Source organism: Luteibacter sp. W1I16 (assembly GCF_050434905.1).
Lineage (GTDB): Bacteria > Pseudomonadota > Gammaproteobacteria > Xanthomonadales > Rhodanobacteraceae > Luteibacter.
The window spans coordinates 1076891-1099519 of sequence record NZ_JBNDJJ010000001.1; the positions used below are offsets into that span (position 1 = coordinate 1076891).

Below are 22629 nucleotides of genomic sequence, written 5' to 3' on the forward strand. Positions count from 1 at the left end.
ACCACCGTGCCCGGTGGGAGCGGACGCTGTCCGCGATAGCCACGGTGCTCATGAGCGCTTCCACTGTGCAAGCACGTCCCGGAAACCACGCACCACCGGCGTCGCCGAAGGCGGCGCATCGTCCGGTACCGGCGTGGCGAGCACATGCAACGTACGCAGGCCACCCGTCGGCGAGGCACCGACAAGGAGCTGCGTGCCGCCCACTTCCAGCAGCATCACTTTTTCCTTGATGCCCACCGGCATCGATTCGATGACGCGGATCTTCCGGCCGCCGGGGCGCACGCGCGCCTGGGCGCGGCGCCCGAACCAGCCGACGAAGAAGATGAGCGCCACGACACCGAGCAGGCTGACCAGCACGCGAAGCAGCTCCGCGCCCGAATCGACCGCCGGGGTGGCGGCCGGGGCCGCCATCAGGGCGCAGGGAAGGAAGCCACCGGCGAAGGCGGCGACGGTACGGCGCATGTGGATCACCGAAGCTTGCGGACGCGCTCGGCCGGGCTGATCACGTCGGTCAGCCGGATACCGAACTTCTCGTTGATGACGACGACTTCGCCGTGCGCGACGAGGGTGCCGTTGACGAACACGTCGAGCGGTTCGCCCGCGGCGCGGTCGAGTTCCACGACGGAACCCTGGTTGAGCTGGAGGAGGTTGCGGATGCTGATCTTGGTCCGGCCCACTTCCATGGCCATGGTGACCGGGACGTCGAGAATGACGTCGAGGTTCACTTCGTTGCCGAGGCCGATGGAGGACGCCAGCGAGGCGTCGTTGGCGTTTTCAAGTTCGTCGAGGGTGGCGTTCATGTCGTTCCAGAGTTTGGCTTGTCGAGGGTTCGAACCCTTTGAAGCAAGCCGCGTGCCATGGGGTGGACGACGGTGAAGCGAGGGTACCGACCCGGGAAATCAGGTACTTACCGGGGTGGGAAGGTACATGCCGGGAGGGTGACCCAGAGGGGCAGACGGAAAGCTGACGCTTGACGGCAGTTAGTCACCGTGACGGACCATTGGCGGCGTGAGGGGACGTGCCGCCTGCCGGCGGATCGCCGCTGAAGCGGCTCCCACCAGGCACGGCAAGCCTGGCCGGCGGCCGGCTCGCAAAAGTGGCGTAGGGCCGGCTTGGGGCGCCGGGCCGGCTTGGTGACGTCAGGCCGGCTTGGGGGCGCCGGGCCGGCTTGGTGACGTCAGGCCGGCTCGATGGACGGTTGGGTGGGGACCGTGGAGGAGCGGGGGGCCGTGCGGCGGAGCAGCGATTCGAACTGGATCGCCTTGTTGCCGCTGGAACTGGCCATGCGGCCGCGGAAGATGGGCACGTCTTCGGCGAACACCGTGGCCGTCTCGGGCAGGTTGATCGGAATCACGTCGCCCTTGCGCAGGTGCAGGAAGTCGCCGATGGTCAGGCGGGCTTCCGCGAGCATGGCGGTGACTTCCACTTCCGCATCGAGGAGCTCCTCGTGCAGGTTCTGGATCCAGCGATCGTCGCGCTCGGCGCGGTCGCTCTGAACGCCGGCGTCGAGCAACTCGCGGATCGGCTCGACCATCGAATACGGCAGCGTCAGGTGCACTTCGCCACCACCGCCATCGAGCTCGATGTGGAACCGCGATACCACCACCGTCTCGGTGGGGCTCACGATGTTGGCGAATTGCGGGTTGATCTCCGAGTTCAGGAACTCGAAGTGCATCTTCAACACGGGCGCCCAGGCCTCGGCCATCGCGCCGAACGCCTCCTGCAACACGATTTGGATCACGCGGTTTTCGGTAGGCGTGAAGTCGCGGCCTTCGATGCGGGCGTGGTAACGGCCATCGCCACCGAAGAAGTTGTCGATGACGGTGAAGACCAGGCGCGGCTCGAACACCATCAACGCCGTGCCACGCAGGGGCTTGATACGAATGAGGTTGAGATTGCTCGGTACCGCCAACGAGTGCACGTACTCGTTGAACTTGGTCATCCTCACGCCAAGGACCGAGACTTCGCACGACTTGCGCAACACGTTGAACAGGTTGGCGCGGAAGTAGCGCGCGAAACGGTCGTTGACCATTTCCAGCGTCGGCAGGCGCCCGCGGACGATGCGGTCCTGCTGGGTGAAATCGTAGTCGAGGATGCCGCCGGGCGGCGGAAGGTCGACTTCGGTCTCGACCGCACCGCCTTCCACGCCCGCCAGGAGGGCATCGATTTCGTCCTGGGTGAGGATGTCCGTCATGGCCGCGGGTTTCCCATCACTGCATGATGAAGCTGGTGAAATAGACCGCGTCGACACCCGGCCGGCCGATCTTTTCCTTCAGTACGCGCTGGATCTCGGCCAGCGCGGCGGCCTGGAGCTTCTGCTTGCCTTTCACGTCGGACAGCGACTTCATGTCCTGCGCCGAGAACAGCATAAGCAGCGCATTGCGAATCTCCGGGTCGGCCTGCTTGGCCGCGGCGATCGCTTCGGGATCGTGCGACATCACGTTAACGCCCACCTGAAGGAAACGAAGCGCCGCCTCGTCCTGGAAATTCACGACGAAGGCAGGATCGAGCTGGAGGTAAACCGCTGGCTTCGCCCTGGCCGCCTCGGCGGCATCCTCGCCCGGCTTGCCGTGGCCACCCTTCAGCATGAGCCAGCCGCCGGCGCCGCCGGCGGCCAGGACGACGAGCGCGCCGATGATGAGCAAGCTGCCCTTCTTCTTTTTCACGGGAGCCCCTTCGGCTTCTTTCGGTGCTGCGGCCATGCGTTGAAACCTCGCGATACGGAATGCTGATGGTGCGGTGTGTTGCAAACGGCGTGCCATGCCGGCGACCCGCATTTTGCCGCCGATGCAGCGGCGTCATGCCTTGATTCGACGGTGACGGCTCGTGCAGGAGGTCGATTATTTGACGGTCGTCGGCTTTACGTCGGCTCGTCAGGCGATTTCGTCGACCAGACCGCGGGAAACGCGCGAGGTGGCTACGGCCCCGGTGACGCCGGCCGCATCGGCGTCGCCGCCCTGGCCCGCCGCGCCTTGTCCGCCGCCTTCTCCACCCTGCTCCGCCTGGCGCTGGCCGACATCGGCCTGACCGAGCGAGAGGCCGTGGTGAGCGAGCATGCTATCGAGTTGCGACAGCGTCTGCTGCACGGCATGCACCGCCGCCGGATGCTGCGCCAGGATAGCGATGTTTACCTTGCCGCCGTCCATGTTGACGCGCACGTCCATGCTGCCGAGTTCTTCGGGATGCAGCTTGATTCGCGCTTCCTTGACCTGGCCGGAGCCCATCCATGCGATCTGCTCGCCCAGTTCCTGGGCGAACTGCGGAGACGTGGCCGGCTGCGTGGCCTGCACCTGTACCGCCGGTACCCCGCCTTGCCCGAGCCCCTGAGCGTGGGAGAACGGCATGGGACTGGTGCCATCGACCCTCGGCGAGGTGTCGTCCTTCGCAAGCGCCGCATCGCCATGAGCGGCCAGCAACGACGCGAACGGAGAGACGGTAGCCGCGGTCGCGGCACCGCCCGGGGCACCTGCCACACCGGCGAGGCCCAGGGCCGCCAGCGTGTTGTCTTTCAACGCGACTGCCCCATCCACGGCGGCTTCCGATCCCGGCAGCACCCCTGCCAATCCGCTCGTCGCGCCCAGCGCGTCGCCCGTGGCGCTTGCCGCATCGTTCAATGCGCCGACCGCCTTCGCGGCCACGTCGGCCACCTTCGCCGGCACCCCGATCAACGACAACATGGTCGCGGCGATCGAGGCATCGTCGGCGGTCTTTTCATCCTTCTTCGTTGGCTGCTCATCGCCATCGTGCACGGTGTCCTTCGCCACGGCGGCCTTCGCAGGCACCGTCTCGTCACCTGCCGCCGCGTTGTTTGCCGGCTGCTTGTGCGGGTCGCGCGCATCGGCACGGGCAGCGTCGAGCGCGGCATCGAAGCGTTTGGACGGTGACGTGACGTCCGCATCGCGGCCGCCGGCCGGCGGCGTGGCCGGCGAGGAGGGATGGGAGACGTTGAGGGCGAGCGTAGCGTTGTTCATGCGGGTTACTCGTTCGATGCTGTCGGAATGGGACGGGCCTGACCGGAGTCAGCCGTCGCTCCGTGGGGGACGACGATATTGCGAGCGTTCGTCGGCCTGTTCCTGCTCGCGGCGATCCTGCGTCTTGCGCTCCTGCTCGCGATATTTCGTCGTCACCGAGTCCAGCGCCTTGGCGCGGCCACGCGCGTCGGTCCAATCCTTGCGCGCCCTTTCGAGCGCGCGCTCACGCCGCTGCACCTCACCCAGTTGCTGCACGATCGCCATGTCGATCTTCTGCAGGAACTGTTGCCTGTTCAGCAGCGCGCTCACGCCGATCCCATCAGGCATCTCGGCGTACTCGTTGCGATACCGGCGCAATTCGACCAGCTGGTGTTCCGCATCGGCCAGCGCGCGCTGCTGTACGGCGAGCGCGCGTGTGGCGTCATCGGCCTTCTCGGCGGCCAGGTCGACGACGGGCTGGAGGCGGTCGGCGCGCGAGGGCATCAGTTGGCCGCCGTGGTTTCAGCGAGACCGGCTTCGGCCTCCTGGAGAGTCACCGGCACCTCGGTTTCCTGCTGCAGGAAGGCCGAGAGCCGCGGATAGAGCGCGATGGCTTCGTCGGTACGCGGGTCGCTGCCCTTCTGGTAGGCGCCCACGGCGATCAGGTCGCGCTGCTGGCGATACGCCGAATACACCTGTCGGAAGCGCTGCGCCGATCGCATGTGCTCCTTGCTGACGACGGCGGGCATGACGCGGCTGATCGACGCTTCGATGTCGATGGCTGGGTAATGGCCGGCCTCCGCCAGATCGCGCGACAGCACGATATGGCCGTCGAGGATGGCTCGTGCCGAGTCCGCGATGGGGTCGTGGCGGTAGTCGTCACCTTCGGTCAGCACGGTATAGAACGCGGTGATCGAACCCCGCCCCTCCGCGTCGTTACCGGCGCGCTCGACCAGCGCGGGCAGCATGGCGAAGACAGACGGCGGGTAACCCTTGGTCGCCGGAGGCTCGCCGATGGCCAGTGCGATCTCACGTTGTGCCTGGGCGTACCGCGTGAGCGAATCCATGAGCAGCAGGACGCGCTTGCCCTGGTCGCGAAAGTATTCGGCGACGGCGGTGGCCACCTGCGCGCCACGCAGGCGCGACAGTGGCGGCGCATCCGCCGGCGCGGCCACGACGACGGCACGCCGGCGGCCCTCTTCGCCCAGCGTGTGATCGACGAATTCCTTGACTTCCCTGCCGCGCTCGCCGATCAGCCCGACCACGACGACATCGGCGTTGGTGAAACGGGTCATCATGCCCATCAGGGTCGACTTGCCCACGCCCGAGCCGGCGAACAGGCCGATGCGCTGGCCCCGGCCGACGGTCAGCAGCGAGTTGATCGCCCGCACGCCTGTGTCCAGCGGTGTATCGATAGGTTGGCGCAGCATGGGATTGATCGGGTCGCGCCGCAGTGGGGCGCGCTCGCGCGCCAGCAAGGGACCCTGCCCGTCGAGCGGCACACCGTCCGGCCCGATCACGCGGCCGAGCAAGGAATAGCCCACCGGGATACCCGACACCGAGGCGACCGGAATGACCCGCGCGTTCGGCAACACGCCATGCATCTCGCCCGTGGGCATCAGCAACAGGCGGCCGTCCGAAAACCCGACCACCTCTGTTTCCAGTTGCTTGCCATCGGCACCCGCGACCATGCAGCGGGCGCCGACCGGTGCCTCGCATCCCACGGCCTCAAGCGTCAGGCCGACGACTCGCCGCAGCTTGCCCTCCGCCTGCAGGGGACGCACGTGCTCGGCGCTGGCGCGCTGTGCGGCCAGCGATTCACGCCAATGCGCGTTACGCGCGGCGACGTGATCGGTCGCACTCATGGCGAGGCCGGCCCGTCGTCGAGCGATGTATCGACCCGCCCTTGCAAAACGCTGTCGACCACGGCCGCGAGCCGGGTGCGAACACGGGCGTCGAGACGCGAATATTCGCTCTCTAGGCGAACATCGCCGCGCTCCAGCGTCGCGTCATCGACCACCGTGCCTTCGTGGTCGAGCGACGAACGGTGCTCGCGCACGATCGTGGCGTCGGCCGGGTTGAGGTGGATCTTCAGGTGACGCGAGGCCGCCGGCAGCGCGTCGACGGCCTGGCGCACCACGTCGAGGATCTTTTCCGGTCGCGTGGCGATCTCGTAGCCCAGCACGCGCTCGGCGATCACCGTGGCCAACATGGCGAGATCGCCAGCGACCTCGTTGTCCAGTTCGGCGAACGGGCGTTCCACCGCGTCGAACAAGGCGTCGAGCCGGCCCACCTGGGCGGCGAGTTCGCGTTTCGCCATGGCGCGGCCTTCATTCAGCCCCGCATTAAAGCCTTCCTCGCGCGCCTGCCGCTCGATCGCCTCGATTTCAGCGACGGTCGGCCGCTGCGGGCCTTCGTCCAGCGTTTCGTCGCGCGCGTCCGACACATCGGGCGCACCGACGACAGGAAGCTCCCAGCGTTCGAACTGGCCGACCCGCTCGCGTGCGAGGATGGAGGTCAGGCTCATCAGACGAATTCTTCGCCGCCACCGGCGAGGTTGATCTGGCCCGCATCAGCAAGACGCCGCGCGGTGGCCAACACTTCCTTCTGCGCCGCATCCACTTCGGAAAGACGCACCGGACCCTTGACCTCGAGGTCGTCGCGCAGCATGTCCGCGGCGCGCTTGGACATGTTCGAGAAGATCTTTTCGCGGATCGCCGTTTCCGCGCCCTTGAGCGCGGTAATGAGGCGCGCGGACGGAACCTCGCGAAGCAGCGTCTGCATACTGCGATCGTCGAGTTCCGCGAGGTCGTCGAAAACGAACATCAATTCCTCGATGCGCTCGCCGAGGCCCGAGTCGATGCCGCGGATGGACGCCATCAACTCCGCCTCGCGCGAGGTTTCCATCGCGTTGAGGATGTCGGCCGCGGCCTTGAGGCCACCCACGCTCGCCGACTTCAGCTTGTTCGAATTGCCCGAGAACTGGCGCTCCATGATCTCGTCCAGTTCGTTCAGGGCGTGCGGCTGCACGCCATCGAGCGTGGCGATCCGCATCACCACGTCGCTGCGCGTGCGCACCGGCAGGTAACCGATCACTTCCGCAGCCTGGTCGGATTCGAGATGGGCCAGCACCAGCGCGATGATCTGCGGATGCTCCTGGCCGATCATCTCGGCGATGGCGCGGCTTTCCATCCACTTCAGCGATTCCAGGCCCTTGCTGCTGCGGCCCAGGAGGATACGGTCGATGAGGCCGCCCGCCTTGTTCTCGCCCAGCGCGTTGACCAGGATGCGGCGGATGTATTCCTCGGTGCCGACGCCGATCGAGGTGTGCTGGCCGACATCTTCCTGGAGCTTGGTGAGGACGATGTCCACCTGCTCCTTGGTCACGTTTTTCAGCGCCGCCATCGCGGTGCCCACGGCTTGCACATCGCGCGCACCCAGATGCTTGAGGATCGATGCCGCGTCTTCCTCACCCAGAGTCAGGAGGAGGATCGCCGCCCTCTGTGCGCCCGTCAGGGCCTCTTTCTGCTCAGCCGCCATCGTCGGACACCCAGCTCTTCACGACTTGCGCCACCTGTTTCGGATTTTCGGCGGCCATGCGCTTGGCAAGGCCCACCTTCTGTTCGTAGGCCAGCAACGCTGGCGAACCGAGTTGCGCCTGAGACGTGCTGACGCGGTCCGGCGTCATGTCGTCGTCGTCGACCATCACGGACACGCTCGGCATCGGTCCGGCCAGGGCGACGTTGTTCATCGCCAGCGGAGCCGGCTTCAACAGCCCCTTGAGGATCGGACGAAGGACGAAGAAGCCGACCAGCAGCGCGATCATCACGCCGAGACCCTGCTTGATCAGGTCGAGCATGCCCGGACGCTCCCAGAACGGCGCACTCACTGGCGCTTCTTCCGCCGTGGCGCCGTGGAACGGCTCGTTGATGACGCTGACGCTGTCACCGCGTTCGGCACTGAAGCCGACGGCGTTCTTGGTGAGTTCCGTGAGGCGTGACAATTCCTCCGGCGTGAACGGCACGCTCTTGGTCTTGCCGTCCTTGTCGGGCATCTGCTTGTTGTCGACCACCACGGCGACCGAAAGACGAGCGACCTTGCCCGCCGGGTCGGTGACGTGGCTCACCGTGCGATCGAGTTCATAGTTGCGCGTGGCACTCTGCGTCTGCTGGGTCGGCGTCTGCGCCGTCTGCGTGGCAGCCGCCTGCGCACCGGGCTTGGCACCCGCGGCGGGATTGGCGGCCGTCGCATTCGCGCCGGTGTTCGGCGGCTGGTTGCTCAACGCACCCGGTACACCGCCGTTGTTCGCCGGCTCGGTGCGCGTATCGCTGTTGGTCTGCTCACTGCGCAGTGCCGGGTTGTCGTGATTGAAGGTCTCGCTGGCCTTCTCGGTCTGCGAGAAATCGAGATCGGCGAAGACCTGGGCGCGGACCTTGCCCGCGCCCACGAGGGGCGTGAGCAAGTCTTCGACGCGCTGCGTATAGGTGGCTTCGATGCGGTTGGACAGCCGCAGCCGGCTGTCGCCGATGGCCGAGGCACTGTCCGGATCGCTCACGGTGAGGAGATTGCCGCCCTGGTCGATCACCGACACCTGACGGGTGTCGAGGTCGGGCACGCTGGCGGCGATGAGATGGACGATGGCGGCCACCTGGCCCTGGTCCAGCTGCCTGCCCGGGTACAGGGTGACGACCACGGAGGCACTGGCCGGCTTGTTGTCGCGGATGAAGGCGGACGGCTTGGGCAATGCGAGATGCACGCGCGCCGCACGCACGGACTGTAGTCCCGCGATCGTGTTGGACAGGTCGTTCTCGAGCAGCGACTGGTAGCGCGAACGCTCGGCCATGTCGCTCATGCCGAACGGCGAATCGGCTTGCGGGATCGCGCTGGCGGCGCTGCCCTGGGGCAGCCCCTGGCCGGCGAGCTTCAGGCGGACGCCGGCGACATCGGCGGCGGGCACGAAGATCGAACTGCCATCCGGACTCAGCGTATACGGCGTATTGCCCGCTTGCAGCGCCTGGGTGACGGCGGCGGCATCCTTCTGTTCGAGACCGCCATAAAGCAGGCCGTAGTTCGGTGCGCGCGACCACATCACCGCGGCGATGCCGATCGCGACGGCACCGGCGATACCGGCCAGCATGAAGATCTGCCGCGCCGCGGGCGTCTGCGCCAGCGACTTCAGCGAGTCCATGCGTGACGCGTTATTGCTGTCCGTGGTGGCTACGCCGTTATCTGCCATGGTTCGACTCGAATCCTGTCATTGCGCTCATGCCGAATCAGATCGACATGTTCATGATTTCTTTGTAGGCATCGACCATCTTGTTGCGCACTTCGGTCATCGCGCGGAACGAGAGGTCGGCTTTCTGCCCCTGGATCATCACCTGGGCGAGGTCGACGCCCGGATCACCGCGTTCGAAAGCCGTCGCCATTTTTTTGGCTTTGTCCTGGCTCTGCGCCACGCCATCGATCGATTGCTTGAGCAAGTCGCCGAACGAACTCTTCGCCGCTCCCGCGGTTTCGCCTACGCCGCGCAGGGTGGGCATCTCCGTCTGCGCACTGATACGGCGCATCTGGAGCAGGAGGCTGTTGACGTCGATCGTGGTCATGACGGTTTTCCAACGCGTTATCGGCTTTGCGTCACCCGATGCACGACCTGTGCCAAGCGTCGAGCGATCAGCCCGCCTGGACCGTCTCGGACAAACCGTACTTGCGCAGCTTTTCCACCAGCGTGGTGCGCTGGACACGAAGCAGCTTGGCGGCGTGGGCCACCACCCCGTTCGCGGAGTTCAGCGCCTGGCGGATCAGGCCGATTTCGATGCCGGCGAGGTGGTCCTTGAGGTCCAGGCCACCCTGCGGGAGCACCGAGGGGTCACCTTCGCCGGCGTAACCGAAACTCTCGGTCACTTCCGGATCGGCTTCCATCATGGCGATGAGCGCGGCACCCGACACCTCCTCGACGGGCAGCACGCCACGGTATTTTTCCGGCAGATCGGCCGCACGAACTTCACCGTGCGGCATGAGGATCGCCATCCGCTCGACCAGGTTCGACAGTTCACGCACATTGCCGGGCCAGCCGTAGCGGCACAGGGCACCCATCGCGCTCGGTGAGAAGCGGATCGACGAGAGGCCACGCTGGACGAGCCGCTGGTTGAACTCGGAGATCAAGGCCGGCAGGTCTTCGAGGCGCTGGCGCAGCGGCGGCATTTCCAGCGGGAACACGCTCAGACGATAGAAAAGGTCCTCGCGGAAACCGCCGCGCTCGATGGCGTCCTCGAGGTCGCGGTGGGTGGCGGCGATGATGCGTACGTCGCAGCGCTGGGGGCGATTGCCGCCCACGCGCTCGAAGACGCGCTCCTGCAACACGCGCAGCAGCTTCACCTGCATCGGCAGGCTCATGTCCCCGATCTCGTCGAGGAACAGCGTGCCGCCCTCGGCCATCTCGAAACGGCCCTTGCGGGTGCTGATCGCGCCGGTGAAGGCGCCCTTCTCGTGGCCGAACAGCTCGCTTTCGAGCAGTTCGGCGGGAATCGCGCCGCAGTTGATCGCGACGAACGGCTTGTCGCGCCGCGGCGAACAATCGTGGATGGTGCGGGCAACGAGTTCCTTGCCGCTGCCGGACTCACCGAGCACCAGCACGCTGGAATCGAACGGTGCGACCTGGCGGATCAGCGCGTTCACGCGCTGCATCGGTCCGGACTGGCCTACGAAACGGCGGCTGGACGGTATCGGTTCCATGCGCGACTGCAAGGCGCGCAAGGCTTCGGACAGACGCTCGTACCGCAGCGGCATGTCCACCAGTTCCACATGCTGGCTACGCACGTCGTCGGCGATCAGCGAAGTAGCCATCGGGGAGTCCGCCGCGACCAGGAGAGGCAACTGACGACCGCCGCGACCGAGCGAGGACAGGTAGCTTTCCAGTTCGTTTTCGTCTTCCACCATGCCGACGTAGGCGCCGCGCCAGCTCTCGGACGACTCGAGCGGCTGCATGCGGTTGGCGAGCACCGGACGATAGCCGAGGAAGGCCAGTGCGGAGACGATGCTGTCGGCGCGCGCGGCGTCGGATTCGACGACGAGAAAGTTGGAAGACTTCACCTGGGATACCTCGCATGACGTGTGGTCGTAGGCCGTGGATGGGTTCCGCGATGGAATCCCGTCAGCCCCGTTGCAAGGTATCAATCAAAGAGCGTGCCAACGCCGGAATTCCGGCGCATGACGGCTCAAATGCGCGTACTTCCGCGGCCCTTCCGGTTGTCGGATTACATCCTCGGGATCGGCTTCGGCGAGGAGGGAAGGCGCTTGGCGTCAACCGTGACGACAGGCGTCACGAATGTGACGCTGGATGCCACGCGACGTTCTGACGTCACGTGACGTAAAAGGTCACATCGCGTCCGCCGCGCCTTCCGCAGGCCGCGCCTGGGCCCGCGCCTCGGCCACCTGACGGCGGTGCTGGCGGAAAACCAGCCGCTCCAGGCCGTCCCGAACGGCTTCGGACAAGCCTTCGAAGGCGATGAAACCCTTGCCGTCCAACGGACCGGCCAGACGTACGCCGGGGAGTTCGAGCGGCAACGCGCGGCAGACGTCGAAGTGGATCTTGAGCAGCACGGAGTGTCCCACCGGCGGCAAGACGCTCCAGGGGAGCACGGCACCGGCGGCGTTGAAGCGCAGCGGCATCCGCGGCGGCAATCCCGACTGGGGAAGCAGGAGCCGGTTCACGATCTCCATCAGGACATTGAGCTTGGCGTCGAGCCTGGCCACTTCCTGGGAAAGCGTGCTGTCGTCCTCGGCGGTATCGCTGCGGCGGTCCATCAAGGCCGACACTGCGACCAGGACACTGGCGTTGCGGTCGTTGATGAGCGAAAGCGCGGGAGCATCGGGACGCTCGACGGCATCACAGGTGGCGTGGAATACCGCATCCCAGGCCACCCGGTCGGAAAATGCCTGCCAGTCTTCGCCGTTCATCCGCCCCACCCCTGCCGAAGATCAACGCTCAGAAGGAATTATACGCGGCCACGGCGCGCCGCACCCTGCGCGAGGCATCCCACGCGATGGAAACCTCGTCACGGGCTACCGAGACGAGGTCCTTGATGAGCCCGTCGAGCAACATGATGGACTTCAGCGATTCCAGCGTCTCCGGCGAAGGGCGCATGGTGCCGGCCCTGAGGATCGGATCGCGCTCGGCCTCCAGTTCGGCCAGTTCATCCCAGCGTCCTTCGCTGGCGGCGGCGTGCATAGCCTCGGTCAGCCCCAGCACACGGTCGAGGTCGCACCAGACGACGCCGGTCACGCTCCCGCTCCGGCGACCTGGCGCGCTTCGACGGGAATCGCGACCCAGCTCTCGCGGATCTGCCCGAGCAGGCGGGTGACTTCATCGAGGGCGTCGCCGTCGTTGTGCAGGTTGGCGTGCAGCAGGCGGCGGCTCATGTAGTCGTAAAGGCTGTCGAGCTGACCCACCAGCGGCGATGCCACGTCGTGGTTCAGCCCCGCCTGCAAGGCGCCGACGATTTCGATCGCCTTCGAAATGGCCTCGCCCTTCCCTGCGACATTCCCGGTCACCATGCAGCCGAGGGCGAAACGGATCCGCTCGAGCGCGCCGTCCATCAGCATGGTGATGAGGCCGTGCGGGTCGGCGGTTTCGATGCCGCCTTGCGTACGGACCTGCTTGTAGGCGCCTGCGCCCTGGGAATATCCGAGTGCCATGAGTCTTTTTCCTGGGAGAACCGTCAGCTCTTGCTGGTGGTCAGCGCGTCGAACTGCTGCTGGAGGAAGCTGCTGGTATTGCTGAGCTTGGTCATCATCGTGTCGAGCGCCGTGTATTGCTTGGTCAGGCGATCGGAATAGGCCTTCATCGTGACGTTGAAGTCCGTTTGCTGCTGGGTGAGATCCTTGGCCTTCTTGTTCAGGTTGGCCGTGCGCTGGGTCAGGATGCCGCTGGATGAGGTCCAGCTCGTGATGAGCTTGTCCAGTTTCGGCGCGATGCCGTCGCTGCCACTGAGCAACCCCTGGGTTTCCTTGGGGTTGATCGCGAGGGCCTTGGCCAGCTTGGTCGAATCGAACTTCAGCGTGCCGTCGATCTGGAACGCCACGCCGAGGTCGCTCAGCGATTTCGGGCCGGCGCCGCTGCCCGTGGACTGCGAGCCGACCAGCGAGGTGATCTGGCTCTTGATCGAGGTCAGCGTGGCGTCGCCGATGAGGGCGCCGACCTGCTGGTTGGTTGCGTCGTACTTGGTCAGCGTCTGGTAGGTGGAAACGAAGGCGTTGTAGGCCGCGACGAAGGAGGTGACGGCCGTGGACACCGCGGAGGGGTCGTTGGCGATCGTTACTTTGGCGGGTCCCACCTTGGACAAGGTCAACGTGACGCCGTCGATGGCGTTTGCGACGGTATTCGACGAACTGGTGGCGGGGAGGCCGTCGATCGTGAACTCGGCATCCTGCGCCTTGCCCGTCGCGGAACCGGTCGCCGGGTCGAAGTTCAGCTGCGACAGGTTCCCATCACCGCCACTGGAACTCACTGTGAAGGCATTGGCCGCGCCCGTCGAGGTGGACGTCAGAACGAGGTGCGCGCCATCGGTACCCGTGACGATGCTGGCGGTAACGCCGGGGTTGTCCGAAGCCTTGTTGATGGCATCGCGGATGTTCTCCAGAGAATTCGCGCCGGAAGCCACATTCAGGTTCATCGACTTGGTGCCGATGGCGATCGTGAGCGTGCCGGTGCCTACCAGCGCCTTGCTGGTGGCGAAAGCCGTGGAAGTAGTCTTTTGCGGGGTGGCCAGCTTACTGACGACGATGTTGTACGAGTTCGGCTGGGCATCCGCGTCTGCTGTCGCGGAAAGGATCGTCGGATCGTCGATGGAGGTCTTCTGCGTCGTGAACGCGCTGCCGTCCGTCAGTGCCTTCATCGCGTTCTGCAAGCTCGTCAGCGACGAGGTGAAGTTGCCGATCGCGGAAATCTGGGTGGTGTTCGCGCTGACCTGGGCAGCCAGGGCGCTATCCGTCGCCGAGCGCTTGTTGTTCGTCAGGTTGGTGACGATGCTCGCGACGTCGATGGAACTGGAACCGAGGGTGATGGGATTCGTCGCCATGAAGCTCTCCTGGAGGACGCCTCACTGCCCTGGGCGCCAATTTGTCGGCGGCTGGCTCCCTTTCGAGTGCCAACCGCCGACAACTAAGCAATTACCCTGCCAAACCCGGCGTTAACCGGGTTTGGCGGTGTGACGCCTGTTACTGGAGCAGCTTGGAGACGATCTGCTGTGCCTGGTTCGCCTGGGCGAGGACCGACACGCCGGCCTGCTGCAGGATCTGGGCCGAGGACATGTTCGCCGTTTCCTGGGCGAAGTCGGCGTCCGTAATGGCGGACTTCGACGAGGTCAGGTTCTGCGAGATGTTCTGCAGGTTGGAGATCGTCGACTCGAAGCGGTTCTGCACCGCACCGAGGTCCGAACGGAGGTCCGAGACCGACTGCAGGGCCGCGTCGATGCGGTTGATCGTCTGGTTGGCGCCGTCGACCGTCTTGACCGAGGAGTTGGCCAGGGTATCGGTCGTGGAGACCGCCAGGGTACCGGCCGTCAGGCCAGCGTCGGCCGGAGCCGTGCCACCCACCGTGATCGCCTTCGCCGAAGCGAACTTCACCGCGCCGTCGGAACCGACGTAGGCGTTGATGCCCTGACCCGACTTGGCGTTGATGGCGTCGGCCAGGTCCTGCGCCGTGTTGTACGTGCCGGCGAGGTCGAACGAGGCGTTGTCACCGACCTGCAGGGTGACGGCGCCGGCGGCGAGCGTGACCGGGGTCTTGTCGCCGATGCTGACGCCAGCGGTGCTGGTGGCCGTGCCGAGATCGGCCACGTCCGCGCCGCCCAGGGCCGGAGCAGCCGAGGTGTTGCCGGTGGTGGCGCTGGTGAACTGGAGCTTGCCGTCGGCGTTGACCGAAGCAGTGACGCCCGTGTTGCCCGCAGCGGTCAGCTGGGTGTTGATCGCACCAGCGACACCGGTCAGGTTGGTCAGGTCGGTGTTCAGCGTGATGGCGGTGCCACCCACCGAGAACGTCGCGGCGTTGGCGCCGGAGTAGTCGGTCTTGGTACCGGCGACGACGGTCGTACCGGCGGTCGCGGCGGTCGCGGCGAACGACAGCGAGGCGGAACCGGTGGCCAGCTGGCCGACCTGGTTGGCCTTCATACCCTGGTTCAGGCCGACGGTGATCACTTCACCGACGTTGGCACCGACCTGGAAGCTCAGCTGGTTCGCTGAACCGTCGAGAACCTTCATGCCGTTGAAGTTGGTCTGCGTGGCGATACGCGTGACTTCCGACAGACGCTGCTGGACTTCGGCGTCGAGCGCGGCGCGGTCGCTGTCCGAATTCGAAGCGTTGGTCGACTGGACGGCCAGTTCGCGGATGCGCTGCAGGTTGTTCGTGACTTCGTCCAGCGCCGATTCGGTCGTCTGCGACAGCGAGATACCGTCGTTGGCGTTCTGCACGGCGCGGTTCAGGCCGTTGATCTGCGTGGTGAAGCGGGTGGAGATGGCGAGGCCGGCGGCGTCGTCCTTCGCGCTGTTGATGCGCATACCGGAAGACAGGCGCTCGATGGCCGAGGACAGCTTCGTCTGCGAGGTGCTCAGGTTACGCTGAGCATTCAGCGACATGATGTTGGTGTTGATGGTCAGAGCCATGGGATTGATCCTTTGTAAGCGGAACCGAAATGCCGGAGGTTGTGCGGCGTAGTCCGGCGGGGTTCCGTTAGGGAAGCCTTCCGCCTCAGAGAGGTTTACGGCACGCCGGGAAGAAACTTGAGAACTTTTTCTACCTGTCAACCACTTTCTTGATCAGCACCCGCCAATGACGCCTCGCCGGCCGCTGTCAGGGTTCCTTATCGGCAGGTCCAGTCCCGGGTTTAGGGCTCATTGCAAGAAAAAAAGCGGCCTCGCGGCCGCCTCCAATGCACTGCAAGTAAATCGACGCGTTTCTTATTTGAGGTAATTGAACAAACTCAGGTTCTGCATCTTCACGTACGACTGCTGCGCCGCGTCGAGGGCGGATTGCTGCTGCGTGAACTTGCTGATCGCGCTGGCGTAGTCGAGGTCCTGCAGGTCGGTGAGCGTGCTGGCGTATTGCAGCTTCACGTCCGCACCGATCTGCGTCTGCTGGTCGAGCGTGTTCATGCGTGCGCCGATCTTCGTACGCGTATCGAGGAAGCTGGTGGCGGCCTGGTCGAGGTTCTGCAGCTGCGCGTTGATCTGGTTGTTCATCGCCGCGCCGCCACCCGGTGCCTCGAAGGCATTGATGATGCCGGCCACCGAGGAGAAGACATCCTGCGACGACGAGGGGCCCACGGCGAAGGTGTCGCCCGTGGCGGGATTGCCCGTGAGGTTGAGCTGCGCGCCCTTGAACGCGATGGTGCCGGTATCGCCGGTATACGTCCCCGTGGAGATGACCGTATTGGTGGGATCGTTGACGTCGCGGATCTCGTACGCGGTCGGCGAGGTGAAAGTGATGCTGTAGCTGCCGCCGTCCCAGGCGCTCGCATCGGTCACCGAGGTGGCGCCTACCACGGCCGTCCCGGTATTCGTGGCGCCCGCGCTGGTGACGAAGGTTCCGTTGCCGCCACGGATCGACATGAAGACATCGGCGCCGCTGTCGCCCGTGGCGACCTGCAGGCCGGCCGCCGCGGCGACCATCCGCTGGCTCTGGTCGCCGCCATAGCTCACGCTCAGCCCGTCGATCGTGAAGGGCTGGGTGGTGGTGCGGCTGCCCGCGAAGATGTATTCGCCCTGCCCGTCCTTGGTGTTGCCCAGCGCCACGAGTTGTTGAAGCGTCTGGCGCAGCTCCGTCGCGATGGATTGCCGCGATTCGTCCGTCTGCGTGCCGTTCATGCCTTCCAGCGTGAGCGAACGGATGCGATCGAGGATGTCGCCCGCCGACGAAAGCGCCTGTTCTTCGACGGACAACCGGGTGGTGGCCGACTGGATGTTGCGTGTGTACTGGTCATTCTGCGCACTGGCGGAATTGGTGTCGACGGCGCGCGCCGCGGCCGCGGGATTGTCGGCGGGGGTCTGGATCGCCTTGCCGTTGCCCAGCGAAAGCTGGGTCTGCGACATCTGGTACTGCCGGTCGAGCATCGAGTCGACGGCTTGCTGCTGGCCCCAGGAGGTGGAAATACGCATGGTCGTCAGCCCCGCACGGCGGTCATAAGGGAATCGAAGATGGTGTTCGCCGCGTTGATCACCTGGGCCGATGCCGCATACGCCTGCTGGAACCGCAGGAGGTTCGCCGCTTCTTCGTCCATGTTCACTCCGGAAAGACTCTGCTGCGACGCCATGGCCTGGTCGAGGATGCTCTGTTGCGCGTCCAGCGCGGTGTTCGCCTGCGCGCCGGCCGTGCCCACCTGGGCGATCAGCTGGCTATAGGACTTGCCCACGGTGGTGACACCGTTGTCGAGAACACCCTTGTTGGCCACGTTCGCGAGCGCGAGCGCATTGCCGTTATCACCGCTGGCCGAACCCGCCGGCTTCACGGTGAACGAATCGTTAGCGGCCGGGACACCGGAAAGCTTGAGCGTCCACCCGTTGCCGGTGATCGTGTCGCCATCCGCATAGGTTTGCGGTGCGCCGCCATTGACGGTGTACGTGGTCGGCGAGGTGAAGACGATATTGACCGGGGTGTTGAACGCCGGATCGGCGACATTCGTGACCGTGAGGGCGCCCAGGATGGCCTTGCCGGTATTGCCGGAAGCCTTGGTCGCGGCCAAGGGACCCGATGCGGCAATTTTGTTGGTGTCGCTGATCGCCACGCTCATGGTGGAGGCGGCGTTGCGCGTCGGCTGGATCTGGAAGCTGTCGCCGGCCTGCGGCGTGCCGCTGGGCACCGTGATCGCCAGCCCGTCGATGAGGATCGGATCGCCTGCGGCGCCCGTTCCCGTCGAAGGCACGGTGACGCCGGCGGATGTCGTCACCGACCAGCCGCTGCCGTTGTAACGCATGATGTAGTCGGAACCGCCGAGCTTGCCCACGTCGGTCACGGTGGCCGTTACCTGGGCGTTACCCGTATTGGCGGTGTTGTTGAAAACCGCGGGATCGCCGATCGTGAAGAAGTCCCCGCCCGCAGCCCCGTTGAGGTCGATGCCTTGTGCATGCTGCTTGTTGAAGGCATCGGTGAGGGCGATAGCTGAACGGCCCAGCTGGTTACGCGCCGGATCGAGCACGTTGGTCCGGAAATCGAACGTCGCCCCCAGCGATCCCGAACCGAGCTGGCCACTGATGATGGAGCCGCCCGGCCCCATCACTTCCATGCGCGAGGAATCGTAGGGGTTGGCGGCGGTGCTCAGCTTGGTCGCATCGGTGCCATTGACCAGCGGCTGCCCGTTGCCGACGGACACCGTGACCATGTGGTCGCTGCCCTGGGTGACGTTCACGCCGACCACCTGCGAGAGCTGCGAGATAGCCTGGTCGCGCGCATCGAGCAGGTCGTTGGGCGCCGCGCCTCCCGCATAGGCTTTCTGGATCTGCCCGTTGAGGTCCGCGATGCTCCGCGCGAGGCTGTTGATGCTATCGACGGAGTTGCTGATTTCCTGGTTGGTCTGCTGGTCGATCTGCTGGAACTGCGACGACAGCGAACGGAAGGTGGAAACCAGGGTGCTCGCCTTGCCGATCAGGGCCTGGCGGCTCGCCGTGTCGACCGGCGCGTTGGCCAGGTCGCTCACCGCGCCGAAGAAGCCGTCGAGCGCAGTCTGCAGGTTGGCCGAACCACTGACCGCGTTATTCACCGAGGCAGTCAGGCTGGCGTACTGCGCGGCGCGGCTCTGGCCGGAGTTCGCGGACCACACGGACTGGGTGAGGAACTGGCTGTAGGCGCGCTGGACGCTGACCGCATCGGCACCCTGCCCCACGTAGTACCCGCCGTTGTACTGCGGCGCACGGGCATTGAACGACGTCGTCTGGCGCGTATATCCGGCCGTGTTGACGTTGCTGATGTTGTGACCAACGGTGGACAGGCCGACTTGCGAGGCAAGCAACCCTGAGACACCGGTGGATAGCAGGTCGGCCATCGCAGTTATTCCTTGTGAACTTTCATGGGCCCGTGTCTCACAGGTCCTCGGCGATGTGCTTCAGCGCGGCAAGCGCCTGCTTCATGACCGGGCCGTTGGCGATATCGGTGAGCTTTTGCGCGTAGCTGGGATCGGTGGCATAGCCACCCTTGACGAGGGCGTGAGCAAAACCCGCCACGTCGTCGCCACGTCCCACGGCACCCGCATAGCGAGGGCTGTTGGCGACCAGGTCGGCGTAGTCCTCGAACGAGTCGGACGGCGAATCGTAGGCGCGAAAACTGTCTTTCCGGCGAACGGCCACGCCGTCCTCGTACTCGAGCGTCGGCACGTTCACTCGTTTGCCATCCCAGCTGCTGCCCGCCTTGATGCCGAACATGTTGAAGCTGGTGGTGCCACCCTGCGCGGGAAGGTGCTTGCCCCAGCCCGTCTCCAGCGCGGCCTGCGCCAGCAGTGCGCGCACGGAGACACCCAGCTTCTTCGCTGCCTCGATGGCGTGTGGCGCGAGCTTCTTCACGAAATCCTCTGGACCGGCGATCGACAGCTTGCCGACGGCATCCACCACGGCATTCGCGCCGTCGCCCACGGCCTTCCCGGCACGGCCGAGCATGCGCTCAAGCGAATCCATGAGGCCGCTGTCCTGGTCGGAAGGCGACGAGACGGCGGCGGCGGTGCTGGCGTCGCCGGTGACACCGGCGAACAGGTCGTCCGGCGAACCGGCCTTCGACGTACTGCCGCCCAACTGGCGGATAAGCATGTCGGCGATGCCGATACCCTTGCCCTGCGACAGCGTGAGCGACAACTGGTGGTCGAACATGTCCCGATAGGCGTCGGCCGCCTGCGAGCCCATGATGTCGTCGCCCATCGCGGCGCTGGCGTCGCGCATGGACTTCAGCATCATCTGGGTGAAGATGGATTCGAACTGTTTCGCGACGGTCGGCAAGGCCGCCTTGGAATCCTTCTGCGCAGCCGACCGCAATCCGGCGAACGCGGACATGTCCGTGTAGGTGCCGAGCCTCTGGGTGTCGACGGCGGCGGCCATGTCAGATCACCACCAGTTCCGCGTGCAGCGCGCCGGACTGCTTCAGCGCCTGCAGGATCGAAATGAGGTCGCTCGGCGACGCACCCACCTGGTTCACGGCACGCACGATGGCGTCCAGGCTGGTACCCGGGCCGAACTTGAACATGTGGCCGCCTTCCTCGCTCACGGCGACCTGGCTGCTCGGCACCACGGCGGTCTGGCCGCGGCTGAACGCGCCGGGCTGGCTGACCTGCGGTTGTTCACTGATGGTGACCTGGATGGAACCATGCGCGACCGCGGCCGCACCCACCTTCACATCGGAACCGATCACGACCGTGCCGGTACGCGAGTTGACGATGATGCGGGCGGGTGCGTCGCCGGGGGTGACCTCCAGCGCCTGGATGGTGGACAACCACGACACGCGTTGCGAAGGATCAAGCGGTGCGCGCACGGCGACCGACGCCGAATCGATGGCGTTGGCCGTTCCCGCGCCGAAACTCTGGTTCACCGCCTGGGCGATGCGGGCGGCCGTCGTGAAATCGGCGGTGTTGAGGTTGAGCATGAGATCGCCGCCCTTGTCGAAGGACGAGGCGACACTGCGTTCGATACTGGCGCCACCAGGAATGCGGCCGCTGGCGGAGATATTGACCTGCACGCTGGAGCCGCTCTTGCCCTGGGCGCTGACACCGCCCACGACCACGCTGCCCTGCGCGATGGCATAGACCTGGCCGTCGGCGCCCTTCAGCGGCGACATCAGCAACTCGCCGCCACGGATGCTCTTCGCATTGCCGATCGAGGCCACCGTCACGTCGATGCGCTGGCCGGGCTTGGCGAACGGCGGCAGTTCGGCCGTGATCGTCACGGCCGCCGCATTCTTCAGCTGCGGGCGGACATTGGCAGGCACGTTGACACCGAACTGCTGCAGCATGTTCTCCAGGCTCTGCGTCGTGAAAGGCGCCTGGCTGGTCTGGTCGCCACTGCCGTCGAGACCGACGACGAGCCCGTAGCCGATCAACTGGTTGCTACGCACGCCGCCCACCTGCACGAGGTCGCGGATGCGATCTGCCTGCACGGGCACGACGATACCCAGGGCCAGCACGGCGGCGGTGCTGCGAACGAGCATGCGGAGGCGCTGCGAGGTCTTCATCAGAACGGCATCCACTTCGAATCGAAGAAGCGTGACAACCAGCCGCGCGTGTTCGCATCGGCCAGGGTGCCCTTGCCCACGTACTCGATGCGCGCGTCGGCGACACGGCTGGAAGCGACGATATTGTCGTTGCCGATGTCCTGCGGACGGACGATGCCGGAGATGCGCACCAGTTCCTCGCCCTGGTTGATCGTCAGCCACTTCTCGCCGCGCACCACCAGTGCGCCGTTGGACAGGCGCTGCGCCACCGTGACGGTGATCTCGCCGGTGAGCTGATTGCTCTGCTCGCTGGAGCCGTCGCCGGCGAACGCGTTGCTGCTGGACAACGAGCTGTCGGCGGCCTTGCCACCGATCCGCAGGCCCTGGCCGAGCAGGGTCGGTGACGCGATGGTGTTGCCGTTCTTCTTGTTCGTGCTGGTCGCCGCCTTCTTGCTGGCTTGCGTCGACTCGACCAGGGTGATCGTCAGGATGTCGCCGATACGGTGCGCGCGCGGATCGGCGAACAGTTCCATCGACTGCTGGTCGGCGTAGATGGAACCCGTGGCCTGCGGCTGCGCCGCCGGTTCGACCGGCAGGGTGGCGGTGTACATGGGCCTGGGCGTCGGCGGAACGATCGCGCAGCCACCGAGCATGGCGAACGGCAGCGCGGCGACGAGAAGGCGGACGAGGGAACGGTTCATGACGTTTCTCAGGTCTTGTTGGAGATGAACTGGAGCATCTGGTCGGCCGCGGAGATCGCCTTCGAGTTCATCTCGTAGGCGCGCTGCGTCTCGATCATGTTCACCATTTCCTCGACCACGTTGACGTTCGAGGTTTCCAGGGAGTTCTGCTCGATGGTGCCCAGGCCGTTGAGGCCCGCGGTACCGGTCTGCGGCGCGCCGCTGGCGGCCGTTTCCAGGTAGAGGTTGTCGCCGCGCGGTTCGAGGCCCGCCGGGTTGACGAAATCGGCGAGCTGGATCGTGCCGATCTGCTGTGAAGCGGCACTGGCGGCGGTCGTCACGCTGACGGTGCCGTCGGTGCCGATGCTGATGGTCTTCGCGTTGGCGGGAATGGTGATCGCGGGTTCGAGCGGATAGCCGTCGTTGGTGACGATCTGGCCGTCCTGGTCCTGCTTGAGACCGCCGTCGCGGGTATAGCCGACAGTGCCGTCGGGCAGGGTCACCTGCAGGAAACCACGGCCTTCGATGCGCATGTCCAGCGGATTGTCGGACTGCTGCACGCCACCCTGCTCGAACATCTTCTGCGTGCCGACCACGCGCACGCCCGTACCGAGCATGAAGCCGGTGGGGGACTGCGTCTGTTCGGTCGTCTGCGCACCGGCCTGGCCGCGGTTCTGGTAGGACAGGTCCTCGAACTCGGCACGCGAACGCTTGAACGCGGTCGTGTTGGTGTTGGCCAGGTTGTTCGATACGACGTCCATGCGCGTCTGCTGCGCATCGAGGCCGGTCTTGGCGATCCAGAGGGACGTGAACATCGTTGACTCCT

General features: G+C 65.7%; 23 protein-coding genes. All 23 read right to left on the reverse strand.

All coding sequences use genetic code 11. The annotated features are described in order from the left end of the window. Positions 1 to 48 precede the first annotated feature (48 nt). Positions 49 to 462: a flagellar biosynthetic protein FliO gene (gene fliO / locus QFZ41_RS04790; RefSeq protein ID WP_429197697.1), complete on the reverse strand. Its 414-nt coding sequence runs from the start codon at positions 460 to 462 to the stop codon at positions 49 to 51. A 5-nt stretch (positions 463 to 467) separates the two neighbouring features. Continuing rightward, positions 468 to 755: a flagellar motor switch protein FliN gene (fliN, locus tag QFZ41_RS04795; RefSeq protein WP_429200182.1), complete on the reverse strand. Its 288-nt coding sequence runs from the start codon at positions 753 to 755 to the stop codon at positions 468 to 470. 422 nt (positions 756 to 1177) lie between these two features. Continuing rightward, positions 1178 to 2194: a flagellar motor switch protein FliM gene (gene fliM, locus QFZ41_RS04800; RefSeq protein WP_429197698.1), complete on the reverse strand. Its 1017-nt coding sequence runs from the start codon at positions 2192 to 2194 to the stop codon at positions 1178 to 1180. 16 nt (positions 2195 to 2210) lie between these two features. After that, positions 2211 to 2777, reverse strand: coding sequence for a flagellar basal body-associated FliL family protein (locus tag QFZ41_RS04805; RefSeq protein WP_429197699.1), 567 nt, complete (start codon positions 2775 to 2777; stop codon positions 2211 to 2213). A gap of 96 nt (positions 2778 to 2873) precedes the next feature. Next, positions 2874 to 3971: a flagellar hook-length control protein FliK gene (locus tag QFZ41_RS04810; protein WP_429197700.1), complete on the reverse strand. Its 1098-nt coding sequence runs from the start codon at positions 3969 to 3971 to the stop codon at positions 2874 to 2876. Positions 3972 to 4019: 48 nt separating this feature from the next. Then, positions 4020 to 4454: a flagellar export protein FliJ gene (gene fliJ, locus QFZ41_RS04815; protein WP_429197701.1), complete on the reverse strand. Its 435-nt coding sequence runs from the start codon at positions 4452 to 4454 to the stop codon at positions 4020 to 4022. Beyond that, positions 4454 to 5815 carry a flagellar protein export ATPase FliI gene (gene fliI, locus QFZ41_RS04820; protein WP_429197702.1) on the reverse strand — a complete coding sequence of 454 codons (1362 nt, stop codon included), beginning with the start codon at positions 5813 to 5815 and terminating at the stop codon, positions 4454 to 4456. The genes fliJ and fliI overlap by 1 nt, the downstream gene beginning before the upstream one ends. Next, the gene (locus QFZ41_RS04825) at positions 5812 to 6477 is read right to left on the reverse strand and encodes a FliH/SctL family protein (RefSeq protein ID WP_429197703.1); all 666 of its coding nucleotides are present in this window, start codon (positions 6475 to 6477) and stop codon (positions 5812 to 5814) included. The genes fliI and QFZ41_RS04825 overlap by 4 nt, the downstream gene beginning before the upstream one ends. Next, positions 6477 to 7466 (reverse strand): flagellar motor switch protein FliG, encoded by a 990-nt coding sequence (gene fliG, locus QFZ41_RS04830; RefSeq protein WP_429200183.1) that lies wholly within the window; start codon positions 7464 to 7466, stop codon positions 6477 to 6479. The genes QFZ41_RS04825 and fliG overlap by 1 nt, the downstream gene beginning before the upstream one ends. 13 nt (positions 7467 to 7479) lie before the next feature. Further along, positions 7480 to 9186, reverse strand: coding sequence for a flagellar basal-body MS-ring/collar protein FliF (gene fliF, locus QFZ41_RS04835; protein WP_429197704.1), 1707 nt, complete (start codon positions 9184 to 9186; stop codon positions 7480 to 7482). Positions 9187 to 9223: 37 nt separating this feature from the next. Continuing rightward, positions 9224 to 9553, reverse strand: coding sequence for a flagellar hook-basal body complex protein FliE (gene fliE, locus QFZ41_RS04840; RefSeq protein WP_429197705.1), 330 nt, complete (start codon positions 9551 to 9553; stop codon positions 9224 to 9226). Between the two features lie 67 nt (positions 9554 to 9620). Beyond that, a complete protein-coding gene (locus tag QFZ41_RS04845) occupies positions 9621 to 11039 on the reverse strand; it encodes a sigma-54 dependent transcriptional regulator (RefSeq protein WP_429197706.1) in 1419 nt (472 codons plus the stop codon). A 285-nt stretch (positions 11040 to 11324) separates the two neighbouring features. After that, positions 11325 to 11906, reverse strand: coding sequence for a PilZ domain-containing protein (locus tag QFZ41_RS04850; RefSeq protein ID WP_429197707.1), 582 nt, complete (start codon positions 11904 to 11906; stop codon positions 11325 to 11327). Between the two features lie 28 nt (positions 11907 to 11934). After that, entirely contained in the window at positions 11935 to 12231 is a 297-nt protein-coding gene (locus QFZ41_RS04855; RefSeq protein ID WP_429197708.1) for a flagellar protein FliT, read from the reverse strand. Further along, the gene (fliS, locus tag QFZ41_RS04860; RefSeq protein ID WP_429197709.1) at positions 12228 to 12644 is read right to left on the reverse strand and encodes a flagellar export chaperone FliS; all 417 of its coding nucleotides are present in this window, start codon (positions 12642 to 12644) and stop codon (positions 12228 to 12230) included. The genes QFZ41_RS04855 and fliS overlap by 4 nt, the downstream gene beginning before the upstream one ends. 23 nt (positions 12645 to 12667) lie before the next feature. Beyond that, complete coding sequence (gene fliD / locus QFZ41_RS04865; RefSeq protein ID WP_429197710.1) at positions 12668 to 14026, reverse strand: flagellar filament capping protein FliD; 1359 nt, start codon at positions 14024 to 14026, stop codon at positions 12668 to 12670. A 139-nt stretch (positions 14027 to 14165) separates the two neighbouring features. Beyond that, positions 14166 to 15608, reverse strand: coding sequence for a flagellin (locus QFZ41_RS04870; RefSeq protein ID WP_429197711.1), 1443 nt, complete (start codon positions 15606 to 15608; stop codon positions 14166 to 14168). Positions 15609 to 15902: 294 nt separating this feature from the next. Then, positions 15903 to 17099, reverse strand: coding sequence for a flagellar hook-associated protein FlgL (gene flgL / locus QFZ41_RS04875; protein WP_429197712.1), 1197 nt, complete (start codon positions 17097 to 17099; stop codon positions 15903 to 15905). A gap of 5 nt (positions 17100 to 17104) precedes the next feature. Continuing rightward, entirely contained in the window at positions 17105 to 18979 is a 1875-nt protein-coding gene (flgK, locus tag QFZ41_RS04880; protein ID WP_429197713.1) for a flagellar hook-associated protein FlgK, read from the reverse strand. Positions 18980 to 19016: 37 nt separating this feature from the next. Continuing rightward, positions 19017 to 20018, reverse strand: a complete 1002-nt coding sequence (gene flgJ, locus QFZ41_RS04885; protein ID WP_429197714.1) for a flagellar assembly peptidoglycan hydrolase FlgJ — start codon at positions 20016 to 20018, stop codon at positions 19017 to 19019. Position 20019: 1 nt separating this feature from the next. After that, a complete protein-coding gene (locus tag QFZ41_RS04890) occupies positions 20020 to 21120 on the reverse strand; it encodes a flagellar basal body P-ring protein FlgI (protein ID WP_429200184.1) in 1101 nt (366 codons plus the stop codon). Positions 21121 to 21143: 23 nt separating this feature from the next. Beyond that, on the reverse strand, positions 21144 to 21824 hold the full coding sequence (flgH, locus tag QFZ41_RS04895) for a flagellar basal body L-ring protein FlgH (RefSeq protein ID WP_429197715.1): 681 nt from the start codon (positions 21822 to 21824) through the stop codon (positions 21144 to 21146). A gap of 8 nt (positions 21825 to 21832) precedes the next feature. Further along, positions 21833 to 22618: a flagellar basal-body rod protein FlgG gene (gene flgG, locus QFZ41_RS04900; RefSeq protein ID WP_371022166.1), complete on the reverse strand. Its 786-nt coding sequence runs from the start codon at positions 22616 to 22618 to the stop codon at positions 21833 to 21835. Positions 22619 to 22629: the final 11 nt, after the last annotated feature.